The following is an 18837-nucleotide window of genomic DNA, read 5'->3' as shown; positions in this document are numbered from 1 at the left end:
TTTCCTCCCAATCCTTAACAAAATAACATAGAAACGAGAAGAGTTAGTCTAGATTCCACGTTTTGTAAATTTTATCTAAAGTACCATCTTGTTTCCATTTTTCAATGGACTTGTTTAATTGCTCATTTAGTTCTGTGTTTGCCTTCTTTGTAGTAATGCCATATTCTTGCGGTGAAAAACCATCTTTAAGAATTTCTGTACTGTCATCGACATAACCAGTTAAAATCGATTTATCCACTGAAAACGCATCAATTCTTTTTGACGTTAAGGCTGTTTTTAACTCAGGATAAGAGCCTAGTTCTTGGTATTTAAACGTGACACCTAATTCTTTCGCTTGTTTTTCAATGGCTTCTTTTGTCGTTGCTGATTGAACAACGCCGATTGTTTTTCCGTCTAAACTTGCGGTATCTGTGAATTTGTCATCTTTTCGTACTAGGAAACCAACTTCATCTTTATAATATGGAGTGGTGAAATTATAGGTTTCTTTTCTTTCGTCAGTAATGGTAAATGTAGCAATGACCATATCAAGCTCGCCATTATCCAGTAAAGGACCACGAGTTTTTGCAGTTACACCGACAAACTCTACATTATCTTCACTACCAGTTAGTTCTTTTGCAATTAAGCGAGCGATGTCGGGTTCCATCCCTTCATTTTTATTCGTATCAGGATTCATATAGCCAAAATTGGGCACGTCTTCTTTAACACCAACTTTAATTACACCAGCATCTTTGATTTTTTGAAGATCAGTTCCAGAAGCTGTCGTTTTTTTGTCTTCACTACCACCACAGCCGACGATTAAACCGAGTAACAAAGCAAGGGATAAGGCACCTAATAATTTTTTTGTTTTTTTCATTTAAAATTCCTCCTCAGTAATGTTTTGTTCTATTTAAAAAATCAATTATGGATAATCTTACTTAAAAACTCTTTAGCGCGTTCATTTTTAGTATTGGTAAAGAAATGTTCGGGAGTTCCCGTTTCAATGATTTGCCCATCATCCATAAAAATAACTTTGTCAGCTACTTGACGTGCGAAACCCATTTCGTGAGTAACGCAAATCATCGTAATGTTTTGTTTGGACAAATCGACCATCACGTCTAATACTTCTTGAATCATTTCTGGATCAAGTGCTGAGGTGGGTTCGTCAAAAAGAATGATTTCTGGATGCATATTCAAAGCTCTTGCAATCGCCACGCGTTGTTGTTGGCCACCTGATAATTGAGCAGGATAGGCATTGGCTTTGTCAGCTAAACCGACTCGTTCTAAGTACTCCATACCTGTTTTGGTTGCTTCTTCTTTACTGACTCCTTTGACCTTTATGGGTGCAAGAGTCAAATTTTGAATGATTGTTTTGTGTGCGTATAAATTGAAACTTTGAAAAACCATAGCAACTTTCTGCCTAACTTTTTGGACGGGGGCTTTGGGTTCGGTAATATCGATACCGTCTACCAATATGTGGCCGTCACTGACCTTTTCTAAACGATTGATACAGCGGATCAAAGTGCTTTTACCGGAACCGGAAGGTCCGATGATTACAATCTTTTCTCCTTCGTTGACGTTTAAGGAAACATCTTTTAATACATGATGATCCCCAAAAAACTTATTAACATGGTCCAACGAAATCATAGTCATTCTCCTTTATGTATAAAATTATCACATCATATTCAATGAATGTAGATTGGTGAGTAGGTGGAAGGATAGATCAAAAATTAAAAAATCACTAGCATTGATTTAAACTGAGAAAATAGAAAGAGTCTTTTTAAGAAATTATACATATATATAATAACCTTTAATAGCAATATCATTCCATTTCACATTGTCTTTTTATAAAAACAGTTTTCTTTTATATTTAATCTATTCATCATAAATCTATTCGTTTGTTAATGTTAGAAATTATAACATATGAAAAAAGAGAATACTAGTTTTTTTTTAGCAAGGAGCAAAAAAGCACAATAATAGAGGTTCTAACATAAGAAAACTTTTAACAAAAAATGTTATAATAGAAGAAGTACGACAATAAAACTTGAAATAAAGTAGTAAAAAGTAGAAAATAAGAGTGTTGAAAAAATACTGTAAAGGTTTGATTGATTTGAGTAATCATGAAGCAATAGGTTTTATAGATTCCGGAGTCGGTGGACTTACGGTGATAAAAGAGGCATTAAGGCAATTGCCGAACGAACGATTGATTTATCTTGGGGATACAGCAAGATGTCCCTATGGACCAAGACCAGGTGAACAAGTCATTCAATTTACATGGGAGATGACTCACTTTCTTTTAGAAAAAAATATTAAAATGTTAGTAATCGCTTGTAATACAGCGACAGCTGTTGCGTTAGATGAAATCAAAGCAAAATTAGATATTCCTGTAGTGGGTGTCATTTTACCAGGGACTAGAGCGGCTTTAAAAGCTACGGAAAATAATCGGATTGGTGTCATCGGAACAGCAGGGACGATTAAGAGTCATGCATATGAAGCGGCACTCAAAAGAAAAGCCCCAAACACAATTATAACAAGCTTAGCTTGTCCTAAATTTGTTCCGATCGTTGAAAGTAATGAGTCACATTCGTCTGTGGCAAAAAAAGTCGTATCGGAAACCTTAGGTCAGCTTCAATTGAAGAAATTAGATACATTGATTTTAGGCTGTACCCACTATCCGATACTACGACCGTTGATTCAAAATGTAATGGGAAGTAAAGTAAAATTAATTGACTCTGGTGCTGAAACAGTAAGTGAAGTTAGTATGTTATTAGATTATTTTGACATTGCAAATAGTCCGCAATTCAAAAATGAACCAAACGATTTTTTTACAACAGGATCAGCAAAAATGTTTAAGGCAATAGCAGATGATTGGTTAAAACAAGAAGCAATCAATGTTCAACAAATTAAACTATCTCCTTTTGAGGATTAATAGGATGAAAATAATTGTTCCTGTTTTTATTTTCAGAACAATACCAGACAAAGTCATACATTTTTCAAATTTAGGAGGCGTTATGCATGATCAGACACGACGGAAGACAAGCAAAAGAATTAAGAAAAATCACAATAGAAACAAATGTTTATAAGCACCCGGAAGGCTCGGTTGTTATATCTTTTGGGGACACCAAGGTGATTTGCTCTGCAACTGTAGAAGAAAAGGTTCCGCCCTTTCTAAGAGGTGAAGGGACAGGTTGGGTGACTGCGGAATATAGTATGTTGCCAAGAGCTACGAATACGCGTAATATCCGAGAAAGTGCAAAAGGAAAACTAACTGGTCGGACAATGGAAATTCAACGATTGATTGGCCGTTCTTTAAGAGCTGTGATTGATTTGCAAAAGCTAGGAGAACGAAGTATCGTAGTCGATTGTGACGTTGTTCAAGCTGATGGAGGAACACGAACAGCAAGCATCACAGGCGCTTTTGTAGCAATGAAACTCGCCGTAGATAAGCTATTAAATACAGGGGTCTTGCAAGAGAATCCCATCAAAGAATATCTAGCTGCTGTAAGTGCAGGTATTCTAAATGAGGGAAATTGTGTGCTTGATCTGGATTATGTAGAAGACTCTGCTGCGGCAGTGGATATGAATTTAGTGATGACTGAATCGGGTAATTTTGTTGAGGTTCAAGGAACTGGAGAAGAGTCAACTTTTTCTGGTGATGAGCTAAATTCATTATTATTCTATGGGAAAACAGGAATCGAACATTTAATTTCCTATCAAAAAGAAGCCCTGATGAGCCAATCGCCTGAAATAACGAATGGTACAGAAGAAAACACCATTGTTATAGCTACAAGAAATCCAGGCAAAGCAAAAGAATTTACGAAAATTTTTGCTGAAAAGGGCTATCAGGTTAAAACTTTGTTGGATTATCCCAAACTTCCGGATGTAGAGGAAACTGGCAAAACCTTTGAAGAAAATGCTCGCCTAAAGGCTGAGACGATTGCAGCTATCTTAAAACAACCTGTTTTAGCCGATGATTCTGGTTTGATTGTTGATGCTTTAGATGGTATGCCAGGAATATTTTCAGCTCGTTTTGCAGGTGAACCAACGAATAACGCTGCAAATAATGCTAAACTGCTGCATGAATTGACAGGTATCCCGCAGGACAAACGAACGGCAACATTCCATTGTACCCTAGTTTTTGCGGCGCCTAACAAAGAAAGTTTAGTTGTTGAAGGGGACTGGTCTGGGGAAATAGGGACGATTCCTCGTGGTGAGCACGGGTTTGGTTATGATCCCTTATTTTTCATTCCGGAAGAAAAACAAACAGCTGCTGAACTATCAGATAAGCGTAAAAATGAAATCAGTCATCGCGGGAAAGCAGTTGCAAAATTGAGAAAAGAATGGAAAAATTGGTTGGAGAATTAGGAGGTCTTGGATGAAATATCTAGTTGTAAGTGATAATCATGGTGATCGTGATATTTTAGTTGATTTAGTAAAAAACTATCAAGGAAAAGTAGATAAAATGTTTCACTGCGGTGATTCAGAATTGGAACCTACTGATGAACTATGGAAAGACTTCATTGTTGTAAAGGGAAATTGTGATTATGATCCTGAGTTTCCAGATTCAATCGTAGAACGTACTGGATTGGACATTATTTTTATGACCCATGGCCATTTGGCGAATGTTCGCTCTGGATTGACTTCTCTTGCTTTACAAGCTGAAAAGCATGGGGCAAATATAGTATTATTTGGTCATACACATGAAATTGGCTGTGAAATTCGAGCAAATGTATTGTATTTGAATCCAGGCAGCATCAGCCAACCTAGAGGGATGATTCAATTGAAATCTTATGCGATCATTGAAAGTACAGAAAATCAGTTGATTATTCAATATTATGGTCGAAATCACGAGCCATATAATGACTTACATTTTGTATTTACTAAATCATAGTTTCAAAAGTTTTTTTAAAGAGAGTTTAGACTAAAACCCGCGCAATGCAAAAATGCATTACGTGGGTTTTAGAAGATTGCTGGAAATTCTGCTTCTTATTTGAAATACGCATAATATTGGACTAACTCAAAGAGTTATAGGCCAACCAATTTTTAGATAATGTTGTTAAAAACTAAGTGTGAAGAAACTAAGGTCAAACCTTAATTTTTTTTAAGAGTTATGAAAAAAGTTTGAATTCCAAGACATTTGCATTCGTTTTCGGTACAATGGTTAATGTGGCAAAGAAAATGAAATGGAGGCACTCCAATGATTGGAACTGCTGTAAAAGAATTATTATTAGAAAAAGAAAATACCTTTTTGATCCCTGCGGAAAATGTTGCAAACGTCATGTGTTTGAATCCGCTAAGTCACGCTCTATTGGTATTATCTCAAGTGAAATATTCAAAAATCCCTGTTTTAGATAAAGGCGATCGTTTTGTGGGATTGATCAGTTTATCTGATGTTGTGGATAAAATGTTTGATATCACATCGGTTGATTTCGATAAATTAAAAGATTTTACAGTGGCTGATGTTATGGAAGTCAACGTCCCGATCATCGGGGAAGAATGGGAATTGGAAGATGTTCTACATTTGCTTGTAGATGCTGCGTTTCTTCCTGTTGTAGATGATAATCAATGTTTTAAAGGAATCATCACGCGCAAAGAATTATTAAAAGCGATTAATCACATGGCTCATGAATTAGAAAGAAAAAATATCATCTTACCAAAATCAGATGATGAATCTATAGAAATGAAAGTGATCTAAATATTGATAAATAACTATTCACTTTTCTTTGATTTTTTGATAAGCTAATACCTTATAAGTAGCACCATTGTTACTTAATTTGAAGGGAGTTATGTTATGGACGCATATGAAATCATTAACTATATTGGAAACGCAGAGAAAAAAACACCAGTAAAGGTCACGTTAAAAGGCAAGCTCAAGGAAGTAACATTTCCAGAAGAGATTCAAGCATTTACTAATTGTAAAACGGGCACTTTGTTTGGTGAATGGAAGATAATCAAAGAATTTTTGGAAGCGAATAAGGAGAATATCATAGATTACGTGATTGAAAACGATTCGCGTAACTCTGCTATTCCAATGTTAGATATTAAAGAGGTCAATGCACGGATCGAACCCGGCGCCATTATCAGAGATCAAGTAGAAATTGGTGACAATGCTGTAATCATGATGGGTTCTGTGATCAATATCGGTGCAGTGATAGGCGAAGGAACGATGATCGATATGGGGGCTATCTTAGGTGGACGTGCCACCGTTGGGAAAAACTGTCATATTGGTGCAGGAACTGTCCTAGCTGGTGTGATCGAACCGCCTAGTGCAGAGCCAGTTATCATCGAAGACAATGTTTTGATTGGTGCGAATGCTGTTGTATTAGAAGGTATTCGTGTTGGTGAAGGCGCAGTTGTTGCAGCTGGTGCCATTGTAGTTGATGATGTTGCACCTTATACGGTTGTAGCTGGTGTGCCAGCTACAAAAATCAAAGATATCGATGCTAAGACGAAAAGTAAAACGAATATGATGGAAGAATTACGCAAATTATAGTAATAAACCACAGCTTTTTGCTTAAATGGTTAAAGAATGAACTAGATACCACGTAAATGCTCAAACCCCAGAAACATGGAGGAAGACTTCTACTTCTGCTGTTTATACGAATTTTAAGTGAGTGAGATATGACTCGAAGAGTTATGTCCCCCTCACTTTATTTTTATCTAAAATAGCAACTGTTACTAGCATAGGTAAGCGAAGAGAAACAACAATAAAAACGTGCTTTAACATAAAAAGTTTGATACGTCCTTTAGTAGCTTGTAGGTCCAATGATCAATCACTTTTGTTGTAGCTGACTATCTAATACTGAGATTGCTTTTGATAAAAATTCATTCATTAATTGCAACTCTTTTTCGGAGTACTCATGAGCTAGATTTCTCATAGCACTATCCAAAGGCTGGTAAGCTTTTTTTATTTCCTCTTTATCTTCATATGTAGGTACAATAATGACTCGTCTTCGATCATTAGGGTCCTTTTCTCGCTGGGCATAACCTATTTTTTCCAATCGGTCGATTAAAGCCGTGATAGTTCCAGTAGATAAGCCAGTTTTTTCAGCTAGTTCACCAGCTGTCATAGGACCTGATTCATTTAATAAGTCAATTGAAATGTAATCATTTGTGGGGATTCCTAAAGACTGAATGATAGCTTGTTGATGTAAAATAGAACGTGAACCGTAACCTCGTAATAAAGAGGTAAGTTGGTTGATAGCATTAGTATTTTTTGAAATTTGATTGTTTGACAAATTAGATTCCTCGCTTTACGCTTAATATATCTCGTTAAACGAGATTCTTTTTAATCGAAATATATTTTAATATTTTTATCATAACAAACAGAGTATTCTGTGTAAAGCAAAGGAGGAATCGAGGATAGAATATATGAAATTATTGATTGTATATGGAACAAAATCGGGTGCGTCTAAAGAATGTGCTTATTTTTTAAGTACGGAGTTAAGTGGAGCCACTCTTTTGGATATCAAGCAACAGCAACCAAATATAGCTGAATTTAGTCATGTTATTATTGGCGCTGGTGTCCGAAACGATAAAATGTATAAACCAATCAGAGATTTCTTGAAGAAGAATCAAATTGAGTTGTTGTCTAAAACGGTTGCATGTTACTTATGTAATTCAAAACCAAAAACAACAGAACAAGTAATTGTTGATAGTATTTCAAAAGCTGTTAGAGAAGCATCGATTGAAATCACTTCTTTTGGTGGATATAAACCGTCATGGGTTCCAATCAGTGAGGAAAATAAACTAAAAGGAATCGATTTAGAAAAAATAAGTGAATTTGCTAAAAATTTTATCGAGTACATATAAATTTTTGGGAAAATAGTGCAAAATTGTGAAATTTATTATAAAGAAGGATTGACAGAAACCTGTTTTTATTCAACAATAAGTCATAGAGAAATAGAAATGAGGCAGATAAGTAGTGATTCAAAAACAATTGATCAAGATTCGTAGACAGCTGCATCAAATACCAGAAATTGGCTTAGAAGAAGTAAAGACACAACAATTTTTGCTAAGAATCATTTCATCAATTGAGAAAGACTTTATCGAAGTGAAAACATGGCAAACTGGAATTTTAGTATTTGTGCATGGAACTGCACCAACTAAAACAATTGGATGGCGTGCAGATATTGATGGCTTACCAATAACAGAAGAAGTTGTCTCTGATTTTCAATCTATACATGTAGGATCGATGCATGCATGTGGGCATGATTTTCATATGACAATCGGTTTGGGATTGTTGGAGCAGCTAACGATGAATCAGCCAAAAAATAATTATCTATTCCTTTTTCAGCCAGCAGAAGAAAATGAAGCTGGAGGTATGCTAATGTATGAGGCTGGCGCATTTGGTTCTTGGTTACCAGATGAGTTTTATGGACTTCATGTCAACCCTGATTTGCCAGTAGGAAAGATTACAACGAAAGTCGGTACACTCTTTGCCGCAACTTGCGAGGTTCAAGTTACTTTAACTGGAAAAGGTGGCCACGCAGCATTCCCTCAGGCATCAAATGACATGATCATAGCAGGGATGAGTTTCGTGCAACAAGCACAAACAATTGTCAGCCGAAATGTCAACCCCATCGAAGGAGCAGTAGTCACTTTTGGGACGTTCAATGCAGGAACTGCGACAAATGTGATTGCTGGAAAAGCGACGATTTCTGGTACGATTCGAACGTTGACAGATGCGATGAATCAGCTGACTCAAATTAGAATCAGGGAAATCGGTGCAGGGATCGCTAAATCTTTTAATTGTGAAGTAGCTGTTTCTTTAGAGCAAAAAGGATATCTGCCGGTAATCAACGACCAGCAGACAACAGAAAACTTCATGTCCTATATGGAAAATGAGCCAGATGTTTTATTTGAAGTGGCAGAAGTAGCCATGACAGGTGAAGATTTTGGGTATTTATTATCTAAGGTTCCAGGAACGATGTTTTGGTTGGGAGTCGATAGTCCTTATGGGTTACATTCGGCAAAATTCGATCCAAAAGAAGAAGCAATTCCATTTGCAGTCACACATATCAGTAAATTTCTGAAATCATTGGATAAGTAACTGATAGCTATTTTAATTTAGGAGTGTTGGAAATTTGAAAAAGGGTAGTATCGTTGGAATTATTGTAGGAAGTTTATTATTAACAGGTTGCTCAACTACTAATTTTTATAATAGAAAAAAAGAAGTAGGGATAACCGATCGAGTGAGTCAAAAAAATGACGATGGAACAACTGATAAAAAAATATATTTTGAAATAGAAGAGGCGATGTTCTCAGTTGATTTAATCAAGGGTTGGAAAGAATTAGAGGTTGAAGAGGTACATGAAGATGCCTCCGTTGCATTAAGTAATATGAAAAACACTATTTATTATGTTGTCATTGGAGAAAATAAAGAGGACTTCGAGAGCCTTGATTTCTATAAAGAATTAATTATAGAACAGATGATCGATGAACCTGATGAGGTTCAAGAAAAAGAAGTGACTAGAAACGGACTTAAAGGAACCAATTATACGTTTTACCAAGCGGTTGATGGAATTAAATTTTTCTATGATATTGATATTTTAGAAGGTAAAGAACATTTTGTTCAAAGTATCTCATGGACATTCAAGAGCAAAGCAAAAACAAATCAAGACACAATGGAACAGTTATTGGCAAGTATTGAAGAATAATAAGCCAATCCAAAACAGACAGAAACAACGCTCAATGAGTGAAGTTTCTGCCTGTTTTTATCTAGTATGATTGGAATATTTTCAATGATTACTTTATAGTAATCGGTGTATTTGGAATTGTGAAGTTTGCTTCAGATAATTTTTTTACATACTGTGTTAAAAATTCTTCTCTGACCAAGGCTTGTTTTCCGTTTAAAACATACATCGTGGTACGAATTGCAAAGTTTCCATTTCCAAGATCGACCATTCCAAAAATTGTAGGACCCGATTGAATACTTTCAGTGTATTTTTCTTTTAGTTCTTCGTTTACTTGATCAATCACAGCGATAATCGCATCATATCCTTCGTCTGGTATAATACGAACATCGATCAAGACTTGCATATTTGATCTAGAAAGATTACTGATGGTTGTGATATTTCGGTTTGGAATAAAATGAACCGTCCCATCTAAAGCTTTCATTTGAGTTGTTCTAAGTCCAACCGCTGTGACCGTTCCTTCAATACCTAAAGCGCTCAAGCGAATATAATCGCCAACATCCATTTGTTGTTCTAAAATAATGAAAAAACCCGTAATAATATCATTCATAAAACCCTGAGCACCTAAGCCAATAGCCACACCAGCGATCCCGGCTCCAGCAAGAAGTGAACCAACAGGTACACCGATTACCGTTAACAAAGAATAGACAAAAAAGAAAAAGAGTGTATATTGAAAAGCGTTGTTAATCAATGTATGTAAGGTTTTCAAACGACTCTCACTGAGTGTTTGTTTCTTACTGTAATTTCCATAAGCTTGATCAATTAATGACTTTCCTACTCGATTTAAAAAGGCAAAAAGAAGTATCAAAAATAAAAGATAAATTGTTTTTTCAATCAAAGTAGCAATAATTTGATCCCAATTGATGCCGTTCCAAAAGCGTTGTAAAGCATTAACTTTTTTTTCAGTGACCGTTTTTATATCCAGTGTAGAATCCATGGTACTTTCAATGGTGGAACTGGATAGTGCTTGTCCGAAAATAAACAAAGAGATCCCAACTTTCTTTTTAATCTATATTCATTTTATCATTATACTTGAAATTAAAAAAAGATGTCACCTTTTATGGAAAAAGCTTAACAAAATCATTGGAAATGTGTTACAATATTCTGAAAATAAGGAGTGATCATATGACAATTGATTGGGATAATTTAGGCTTTGATTATATAAAAACCCCGTTTCGCTATATTTCGATGTGGAAAGATGGCCAGTGGGATGATGGTAAATTAACAGAGGATAGTACGTTGCATATCAATGAAGGTTCGGCAGCACTACACTACGGGCAGCAATGTTTTGAAGGGTTAAAAGCCTATCGATGTAAAGATGGTTCCATCAATTTATTTAGAGTTGATGAAAATTCAAAACGAATGAATCGAAGTGCTAAACGTTTATTGATGGCTGAAGTACCCGAAGAAAAATTCATTCATGCTATAGAAGAAGTTGTAAAAGCAAATGAAGCATTTGTTCCACCATATGGCAGTGGCGGAACACTATATATCCGCCCGTTATTAATCGGTGTCGGGGCAGGCATAGGAGTAAGCCCAGCACCTGAATATCTTTTTACTGTTTTTTGTATGCCTGTTGGAGCCTACTTTAAAGGTGGTTTAACGCCGACAAACTTTATATTTTCTGATTATGATCGTGCAGCACCTCAAGGAACCGGAGCGATTAAAGTTGGAGGAAACTATGCAGCAAGTTTTCTACCAGGAGAAGAAGCAAAAGAAAGACACTTTTCAGATTGTATCTACCTTGATCCAATTACGCATACGAAAATTGAGGAGGTTGGTTCAGCTAATTTCTTTGGTATTACGAAAGATGATCGCTTTGTTACTCCACTATCTCCGTCTATTTTGCCAAGTATTACTAAATACTCTCTTCTTCATTTAGCAGAACATAATCTTGGACTAGAAGCAGTTGAGGAGGTTGTTTTTATTGATGATTTAGATCGATTTAAAGAAGCTGGTGCTTGTGGGACTGCGGCTGTGATCTCACCAATCGGCGGGATACAAACGTATAAAGATTTCCATGTGTTTTATAGTGAACAAGAAGTCGGACCAGTGACACAAAAATTATATGATGAACTGACAGGCATTCAGTTTGGTGATATAGCTGCGCCAGCTGGTTGGATCAGAAAGATAAAAGCATAACTTTATAAAAGCTCTCGTATTTTTGAATTAGCTTTAGTATAATGGTTGTTAGGGGATATAGTTAAATCTAATAATATGAGAGTTTGGAGAGTTAAAATGAAAAAAATTGTTTTGGTCGTTGCTTTATTATTTGTGTTATCAGGTTGTAATAAACCACTTACAAAAGAAAATGTACTTAAACGCATGGATACGCAGGAGGCCAAAGTGGATAGCTATTCATTGGAAATGGATCTTAGTGTAAAAATTAATGCGTTAGGTCAAAAAAATAGCTCAACTGTTGAAATGAGTTCTGAAGTTGACCGCAAAAATGATAGTTTCCAAATTGATGTATTGAATGCAGATGAGGAAGAGCTTGAAATTATTATAAAAGATGGGAAAGCTTACTTAGAAGATCGCCCAGGGGTTTGGAAAAAGACCGCTAAAGTGGATGCTAAAGAATTTAGTAAGCAAATTGATTACAGCGTGCCTTTAGAATTACTAAGTCTTGTTTCAGATTCATTAGATCTTGAGACAACGGACGAGGATTATCATCTGGTTTATGAAGGTTATGATAAAAAATTATTTAAAACATTAAAGAAATATTATAATGTTTCATTTACTGGTTTTGATATCGATGAAGACTTAACCATTGAGATGGATATACGTGCGGATAAAAAAACGTTCAACGTCCAAGAAATAAATATCAAAATTGTTGGAGAAAATAAAAAAGGACGGGTTGTTATTAGTATTGATTCAGAATTGGATGATTTTAATAAAATCGAGAAAATAGAATTGCCTGAAGAAGATTAATTAATCATATATTTCACTACTAAAAGGAAATGACGAGCGAAACTCGTTGTTTTTTTTTTCATTAAAAGTAAAAAAAGCATATAACCTTTTATGATCAAAAAGCTAAAGAATTGCGTATTGTTATTTTAGAGAACAAAATCACGAAGGGAAGAGGCGGATGAACAATAAAGTATTATTGATAATGATTTTAGGCTTAGTAATGCCAACTTTGATGATTGCTGCACCAGCTCTAAAACTTAGCAGTACATTGAAAGAAAGAACAGGATTAAAAACAATCAAAATAATAAAGACTGACACGATCAGTGAGAGGAAGAATCGATCATCTAAATACGCACGATTTTTAGCCCAGTCTGTAGAAATCTCTGATGATATTCATGAAATAATAAAGAGCGAAGAAACTGTATCTGATTTTTCAGAAACGATGACTGATAAAAGCCAATCAATTGAAGAATTTGTCAATAAAATAGGAGAACAAGCTAGTAAAATAGCTAGTTATCATGATTTGTATGCCTCGGTCATGATAGCACAAGCAATTTTAGAATCAGAAGCAGGAAATAGTGCTCTATCGATTCCACCGTATTATAATCTATTTGGAATCAAAGGAGATTATAAAGGTGCCAAAGTTGTGATGAAAACACAAGAAGACGACGGTCAAGGAAATTTGTTCACCATTGATTCAAAGTTTCGCCAATATTCGTCCTATAAGGAGTCTTTGGAAGACTATGCCATGCTTTTAAAAATGGGCGTAACTGGGAACACTTTATATTATCAAAGTGTCTGGAAAAGTCAAACTAAGAATTATCCAGAAGCTACCAAATCGCTAACTGGGAAATATGCAACGGATGCCCAGTATGACGAAAAGTTAAACCGCTTGATCGAAGTCTATCAGCTGACAAAATATGATATTGATCAGCAAGAAGTGCTAAGCAAATTGCGCGTTTTTACTGAAATAACAATTAAAGATGTTGCAGTAAAAATCAATGCAATAAAGCGGATAATAAATACTGAGTTGGGCGCAAAACACAAATGGAGAATTATACAACAAGTTTCGAAGTTAATTAGGAAATTATTTTTTTATGTGCTAAAAGTTTTGCGCTACTAATGCAATAATCAGCTTATAACTCACAGTAGAGATAAGCCAGTTGTTTTCCAATGGGTGTTTTAAAGAGTATAATATAAATGTAGGAATTGTTTAGGAAAGGAATGAAACAAATGTCTTTTGAAGAAACAAAAAAATTGGCCAATGGTTCTAGCATACCACGGTTAGGATTGGGTGTCTGGCAAGTAAAAGATGGAGATGAAGCAGTCGATTCTGTAAAATGGGCTTTAGAAACAGGCTATCGTTTAATCGATACTGCTGCCGCGTATAAAAATGAAGCGAGTGTTGGCGAAGGAATTCGTCAAGCAGGAATTCCGCGAGATGAGATATTTGTAACAACTAAGCTATGGAATGCTGATCAAGGCTACGAATCAACCTTACAAGCGTTTGACGAGAGCTTAGCCAAACTTCAACTAGACTATGTTGATTTGTATTTGATTCATTGGCCTGTTGAAGGTAAATATAAAGATTCTTGGCGTGCGATGGAAGAAATTTATCAAAGTGGTCGTGCAAAAGCTATTGGGGTATCTAATTTTCACGAACATCATATTGAAGATTTATTGACAATAGCCAAAATTGTTCCAATGGTTGATCAAATTGAGATTCATCCTACTTTGACACAAGAACCGTTACGTAAATTTTTAGCTGCAAATAAGATTGCGGTTGAAGCCTGGTCTCCTTTAGGGCAAGGAAAGATTTTAGCGAACCCAACTTTAATTGAGATTGGCAAAAAATATAATAAAACGGCAGCTCAAGTGATCATTCGTTGGCATTTGCAAAGTGATATCATTGTGATTCCAAAATCAGTTCATCAAGATCGAATCGAGCAAAATTTTGATGTTTTTGATTTTGCATTAACGCAAGAAGATATTAAACAAATTGATCAATTAAATACTAATGAACGCTTAGGTCCAGATCCAGAAAACTTTGATTTTTAAAAATGAATAAAGCAAAATAGCAAGAGAACTGTATCAAACGTTCTCCTGCTATTTTACTATTATTTAAAATTGATTGACAAAATAGTTAAAGAGTTTGAATTCCTTAGCATCTATATCAAAACGCAGCTCAGGATGCCATTGGACGCCTAGAATCCGTTGCTCCTTTGTAACGGATTCAACAGCTTCTACAATACCATCAGATGCTTTTGCTGTTATTTTTAAAGTGGGTGCTAATTGGTTGATGGCCTGATGATGATAAGAGTTAACACGATAATTAGATCCAAAAAGTTGATATAAAATACTGTCTCTTTCTACATGAATATCGTGTGTTGCAAATTGTGGTTGGGTAGGTTGTTGTCCATGTTTTACTGTCCAGTCACGGTATAATGAAAGATCTTGAAATAAGGTTCCTCCTAAAGTAATATTAATCAACTGCATCCCTCGACAAACAGCGAAAATAGGTTTATGCTGTTTGATTGCTTCTTTGATTAAGGCTATTTCAAAAAGATCACGATTGCGATTAGTTTCTTCTAATTTTGGATGAGGTTCTTCCCCAAAAAAGTCAGGAGAAATATCTTGCCCGCCCGCTAATAATAATTTATCGATTTTCGAAATATATCCTGCAGCAGTTTCAGCTTTTCCAATAGGTAAAATCATAGGTAAGCCTCCTGCTTGTTGTATCGCTGTCACGAATCCTTGTGGTGTATAAGATACATGGTTACCGTTGAAAACATCAACGGATTGAATAATTTGGTTTCCGGCTATGCCGATAGTGGTTGTCATCTGATCACGTCCTCAATTAATATGTAGAATATCAGTGTATCACTTTTTTAAAAAAATAGGGTAAAAATGATTTGGTGATTAAAATGTCAATAAAAAACAGCTACTCATTTATTAGGGAAACCTAAAACGAGTAGCTATCTATCTTTTAGCGAGCGCGAATAACTTCGATCTTATAACCATCTGGATCTGTAATAAAATAATACGATGGTGGTGTTCCAGGGAGGCCTTTCATATCGGTAACAGTAAATCCTGCGTTTTTTTGCTCTTCATGCAATTTTTCGATTTCATCCGTACTTATAGCGATATGTCCATAACCATCTCCTAAGTGATAGGCTTCATGATCATAGTTATACGTTAACTCTAGTTCATAACCATCTCCTGGTAAAGTAAGGTAAACTAAAGTAAATTTATGTTCTGGAAAATCGCGGCGGCGGCTTTCTTCAAAATTGAATGCCTTTTGATAAAATTCTAGCGACGCTTCTAAGTCTTTGACACGAACACAAGTGTGAGCCATTTTCATATGAGTCATCTTCCTTTCATAAATGAATCTTATCGCAGAATGAATCAATTAATCTGCTGATATTTTTATAGTAGCATAGACTTTAATGAAATTGTGAGTGAAATGATACGATATTACTTGTTCATGAGAAAATTCTCATGTAAAATTAGTTTAAACGAAAAAGGAGTTGTTTTTATGGAAACACCGTCATTTGGTGAAAAATCAGAAACACTGACTTATAAAAAAAGAATGGGTGCTTATATTGTGATATCACGACATAATGCAACAGAAATAGTGTTAGTTCAAGCACCTAATGGGGCATACTTTTTACCAGGCGGAGAAATTGAACAAGGTGAGACGAAAGAACTTGCGATTCATCGAGAAATGATCGAAGAGCTGGGCTTTGAAGTAGTCATTGGACATTACCTAGGGCAGGCCGACGAATATTTCCACTCCAGACATCGAAATACAGATTATTATAATCCAGGATATTTCTTTGTTGCAGATAGTTGGCGGCAAATATGTGCTCCGTTAGAAAAAACAAATACGATTAGTTGGGTCCAAGTAGATACAGGAATTGATTTGCTAAAAAGAGGTAGCCACAAGTGGGCAGTGAAAAAATGGCAGACAAAAAAATAAGCAAAGAATAAACCAATCTGAGTTTTATCTCTGCTTATTTTCTTATTGTGAATGAGCGATTCTTAGATTTATATATATTTCAATAAAATTTCTGCAACACCATCTTCGTCATTGCTCGTAGTCTGAACATCAGCTGCACGTTTTACACTGTCTGTGGCATTGCCCATAGCAACACCAATTCCTGCATATTCGATCATGGACAGATCATTTTCATTGTCTCCGATAGCCATTGTTTCTGCTTGGGAGATACCTAAATGTTCCGCTAATTTGGCTAAAGCATTCCCTTTACTTGCTTTTTTATTTAAAATTTCATAATAAAAATCAGTACTTTTTACAGTTGTATATTTATTAAGAAAATCAGCTGAAAGTTGGCTGATTGCTTTATCTAAAACTTCAGGCTCATCAATCATCATCATTTTAATAATTGATAATTCAGGTGTCATTTCTTCTACCGTACGGTATTTTAAAGGCATGTCAACAAGGTAAGCTTCATGCACTGTGTATTTACCAATATCTCGATTTGCCGTATAAATTGCTTTATCGTCAATTGTATGCAAATGCACACCAGCTTTTCGAGCGGTCAATTCAATTTCTAAAAAGTCATCATAGCTTAAGGTATATTGAGAGATGATTTCGTTTGACTTTGTCGCTTGAACTAAAGAACCATTATAAGTGATCACATAATCGTTGTCTCCGTATAAGTCTAATTCTACTAATTGTTCTGTCACGCCTGGCAAAGGACGGCCTGTACATAACACGATATACATACCATTTGCATTTGCTTTTTGCAGTGTTTCTTTAACTTTCGGTGTGATCTTTCTGTTTGAATCAAGTAATGTTCCATCGATATCGATTGCCACTAATTTAACTGTCATAATTTCCTCCTGTAAACCTATTCTTTATTTTTTCCTTCAACTTCAACCAATGCGCCATTATGAATGTAGGACGCAAACTCACGGTAGGTATCATCAAACAAATCATAATGATTCTGCCTTTTAGGATCGACCATTTCTTTTGGGAAATAAAAGCGTTCGTCGATTTGCGTTTGACCGGCAAGAGCTGCAACTAAGTGGCTGACTTTTGATAATTCAATCAATGTGCCATCTTTTTGCATGATTTCAATCTGGGTACGATGACTATTTTTTTCTGGACGGTAAAAATCATATGGTAAATCATAACTTGAATTGATCGCTGTATAATATTTAGGATTATAACCGACTTTCTCGATTAATGCTTGTAAATGTCGGATCGTCACGGAATCACGATTTCCAGAAAATGTCGCAGATTTTAATGGTTTACGTATTAAAAACCGGTTTGCTAAATCGTTTAAGATTGGATCTGGCAAGGAAGTCCATTGCGTAAAATAAGTATTCAGGACACCGTCATCTAGCTTTAAATATTCTTGTAATGAGAAGTTTCCTTTAAAAAAAGGGACTAAAAGTTGAGAATGCAGTTGATAATCCTCAGGCTGCTGTTCATATAATTCTTTTGCTCGATGAAGTAAGTGATCTAAAATAACTTCCATACCACGAGAAACAGGATGGAAATACACCTGTACATACATTTGGTAGCGGCTGACAATATAATCTTCTACCGCATGCATGCCGTTCATCGCAAAGGCTAATCCGTCTTTATAAGGTCGGATTACGCGTAAAATCCTAGTTAGATCAAACGTTCCATATTCTGTCCCTGTAAAATAGGCATCTCGTAATAAATAATCCATCCGATCGGCGTCAATTTGACTGGAAATCATTTGAACCACTTGCGGATTAGGATACTTTTTTGTGATAACACTTGCAACTTTGTCTGGAAAATCAGCTGCAACTCGATTTAATATTTGGAAAACTTCTGTCTCAGGAGATGTAATAATTTCTACTGTGATTGCTTCATGATCCGTCTGGAAAATGTGCTCAAATGTGTGCGAATAGGGCCCGTGACCAACATCATGAAGTAAGGCAGCGCACAAAGCAACGAGACGTTCATTATCATCCCATCCTTCTTCGCCTAAACGTTCGGCTGAATAATTCCGCTGAAAGATATCACAAATACGACGCGTTATTTCATAAACGCCAAGGGAATGGGCAAAACGGCTATGTTCTGCTCCGTGAAAGGTAAAAGAAGAGGTACCTAATTGCTTGATCCGACGTAGTCTTTGTACTTCTGCAGAATTAATTAAATCCAAAATAACCTGATGCTGAACGTGGATATAATTGTGAACTGGATCTCTAAAAACCTTTTCAATCGGTAAAATTTGATGTTTATACAGGGTTGGCATTT

Annotated in this window: 21 protein-coding genes; 13 read left to right on the top strand and 8 right to left on the bottom strand. The window is 35.7% G+C overall.

Going from position 1 to position 18837, the window contains the following annotated elements; genetic code table 11:
• Positions 1–43: 43 nt before the first annotated feature.
• On the bottom strand, positions 44–853 hold the full coding sequence (locus BCR24_RS11795) for a transporter substrate-binding domain-containing protein (protein WP_069640723.1): 810 nt from the start codon (positions 851–853) through the stop codon (positions 44–46).
• A gap of 41 nt (positions 854–894) precedes the next feature.
• Positions 895–1623: an amino acid ABC transporter ATP-binding protein gene (locus tag BCR24_RS11790; protein ID WP_069640722.1), complete on the bottom strand. Its 729-nt coding sequence runs from the start codon at positions 1621–1623 to the stop codon at positions 895–897.
• A gap of 457 nt (positions 1624–2080) precedes the next feature.
• Between BCR24_RS11790 and racE the strand changes: the two genes are divergently transcribed.
• The 5 genes from racE (at position 2081) to dapD (ending at position 6469) form a co-directional block, all read left to right on the top strand.
• A complete protein-coding gene (racE, locus tag BCR24_RS11785; protein ID WP_276308289.1) occupies positions 2081–2905 on the top strand; it encodes a glutamate racemase in 825 nt (274 codons plus the stop codon).
• A gap of 86 nt (positions 2906–2991) precedes the next feature.
• Positions 2992–4341, top strand: coding sequence for a ribonuclease PH (gene rph / locus BCR24_RS11780; protein WP_069640721.1), 1350 nt, complete (start codon positions 2992–2994; stop codon positions 4339–4341).
• A 10-nt stretch (positions 4342–4351) separates the two neighbouring features.
• Positions 4352–4867 (top strand): metallophosphoesterase, encoded by a 516-nt coding sequence (locus tag BCR24_RS11775; RefSeq protein WP_069640720.1) that lies wholly within the window; start codon positions 4352–4354, stop codon positions 4865–4867.
• Positions 4868–5173: 306 nt separating this feature from the next.
• The gene (gene cbpB, locus BCR24_RS11770) at positions 5174–5671 is read left to right on the top strand and encodes a cyclic-di-AMP-binding protein CbpB (protein WP_069640719.1); all 498 of its coding nucleotides are present in this window, start codon (positions 5174–5176) and stop codon (positions 5669–5671) included.
• Between the two features lie 96 nt (positions 5672–5767).
• Positions 5768–6469, top strand: a complete 702-nt coding sequence (gene dapD, locus BCR24_RS11765) for a 2,3,4,5-tetrahydropyridine-2,6-dicarboxylate N-acetyltransferase (protein WP_069640718.1) — start codon at positions 5768–5770, stop codon at positions 6467–6469.
• Positions 6470–6749: 280 nt separating this feature from the next.
• Here dapD and BCR24_RS11760 read toward each other — a convergent pair whose 3' ends face one another.
• On the bottom strand, positions 6750–7214 hold the full coding sequence (locus tag BCR24_RS11760; RefSeq protein ID WP_069640717.1) for a MarR family winged helix-turn-helix transcriptional regulator: 465 nt from the start codon (positions 7212–7214) through the stop codon (positions 6750–6752).
• A 133-nt stretch (positions 7215–7347) separates the two neighbouring features.
• On the opposite strand from BCR24_RS11760, the gene BCR24_RS11755 reads away from it, so the two are divergent.
• From BCR24_RS11755 to BCR24_RS11745, 3 genes are all read left to right on the top strand, one after another.
• The gene (locus BCR24_RS11755) at positions 7348–7788 is read left to right on the top strand and encodes a flavodoxin domain-containing protein (protein WP_069640716.1); all 441 of its coding nucleotides are present in this window, start codon (positions 7348–7350) and stop codon (positions 7786–7788) included.
• A gap of 112 nt (positions 7789–7900) precedes the next feature.
• Positions 7901–9028: an N-acetyldiaminopimelate deacetylase gene (locus BCR24_RS11750; RefSeq protein WP_069640715.1), complete on the top strand. Its 1128-nt coding sequence runs from the start codon at positions 7901–7903 to the stop codon at positions 9026–9028.
• A gap of 34 nt (positions 9029–9062) precedes the next feature.
• On the top strand, positions 9063–9635 hold the full coding sequence (locus BCR24_RS11745) for a hypothetical protein (protein ID WP_069640714.1): 573 nt from the start codon (positions 9063–9065) through the stop codon (positions 9633–9635).
• 88 nt (positions 9636–9723) lie between these two features.
• Here BCR24_RS11745 and BCR24_RS11740 read toward each other — a convergent pair whose 3' ends face one another.
• Complete coding sequence (locus BCR24_RS11740; RefSeq protein ID WP_069640713.1) at positions 9724–10656, bottom strand: mechanosensitive ion channel family protein; 933 nt, start codon at positions 10654–10656, stop codon at positions 9724–9726.
• A 140-nt stretch (positions 10657–10796) separates the two neighbouring features.
• Between BCR24_RS11740 and BCR24_RS11735 the strand changes: the two genes are divergently transcribed.
• From BCR24_RS11735 to BCR24_RS11720, 4 genes are all read left to right on the top strand, one after another.
• A complete protein-coding gene (locus BCR24_RS11735; RefSeq protein ID WP_069640712.1) occupies positions 10797–11813 on the top strand; it encodes a branched-chain amino acid aminotransferase in 1017 nt (338 codons plus the stop codon).
• Positions 11814–11909: 96 nt separating this feature from the next.
• Positions 11910–12602: a DUF6612 family protein gene (locus BCR24_RS11730; protein WP_069640711.1), complete on the top strand. Its 693-nt coding sequence runs from the start codon at positions 11910–11912 to the stop codon at positions 12600–12602.
• 157 nt (positions 12603–12759) lie between these two features.
• Positions 12760–13704 (top strand): glucosaminidase domain-containing protein, encoded by a 945-nt coding sequence (locus BCR24_RS11725; RefSeq protein WP_069640710.1) that lies wholly within the window; start codon positions 12760–12762, stop codon positions 13702–13704.
• Positions 13705–13814: 110 nt separating this feature from the next.
• Positions 13815–14639 (top strand): aldo/keto reductase, encoded by an 825-nt coding sequence (locus BCR24_RS11720; RefSeq protein ID WP_069640709.1) that lies wholly within the window; start codon positions 13815–13817, stop codon positions 14637–14639.
• Positions 14640–14702: 63 nt separating this feature from the next.
• Here the strand turns inward: BCR24_RS11720 and BCR24_RS11715 are convergent, their stop codons facing one another.
• Both BCR24_RS11715 and gloA read right to left on the bottom strand, forming a co-directional pair.
• A complete protein-coding gene (locus BCR24_RS11715; RefSeq protein WP_069640708.1) occupies positions 14703–15422 on the bottom strand; it encodes a gamma-glutamyl-gamma-aminobutyrate hydrolase family protein in 720 nt (239 codons plus the stop codon).
• 145 nt (positions 15423–15567) lie between these two features.
• The gene (gene gloA, locus BCR24_RS11710) at positions 15568–15942 is read right to left on the bottom strand and encodes a lactoylglutathione lyase (RefSeq protein ID WP_069640707.1); all 375 of its coding nucleotides are present in this window, start codon (positions 15940–15942) and stop codon (positions 15568–15570) included.
• Between the two features lie 174 nt (positions 15943–16116).
• Between gloA and BCR24_RS11705 the strand changes: the two genes are divergently transcribed.
• Entirely contained in the window at positions 16117–16560 is a 444-nt protein-coding gene (locus tag BCR24_RS11705; RefSeq protein ID WP_069640706.1) for an NUDIX hydrolase, read from the top strand.
• A 68-nt stretch (positions 16561–16628) separates the two neighbouring features.
• On the opposite strand, the gene yidA is transcribed toward BCR24_RS11705, so the two are convergent.
• Both yidA and BCR24_RS11695 read right to left on the bottom strand, forming a co-directional pair.
• Positions 16629–17435: a sugar-phosphatase gene (yidA, locus tag BCR24_RS11700; RefSeq protein WP_069640705.1), complete on the bottom strand. Its 807-nt coding sequence runs from the start codon at positions 17433–17435 to the stop codon at positions 16629–16631.
• 17 nt (positions 17436–17452) lie between these two features.
• Complete coding sequence (locus BCR24_RS11695; RefSeq protein WP_069640704.1) at positions 17453–18835, bottom strand: HD domain-containing protein; 1383 nt, start codon at positions 18833–18835, stop codon at positions 17453–17455.
• Between the last annotated feature and the right edge of the window lie 2 nt (positions 18836–18837).

It is taken from the genome of Enterococcus ureilyticus (assembly GCF_001730315.1).
Lineage (GTDB): Bacteria > Bacillota > Bacilli > Lactobacillales > Enterococcaceae > Enterococcus_L > Enterococcus_L ureilyticus.
Note: the sequence above shows the minus strand (reverse complement) of the source record. Positions and strands in the feature narration are given on the sequence as shown.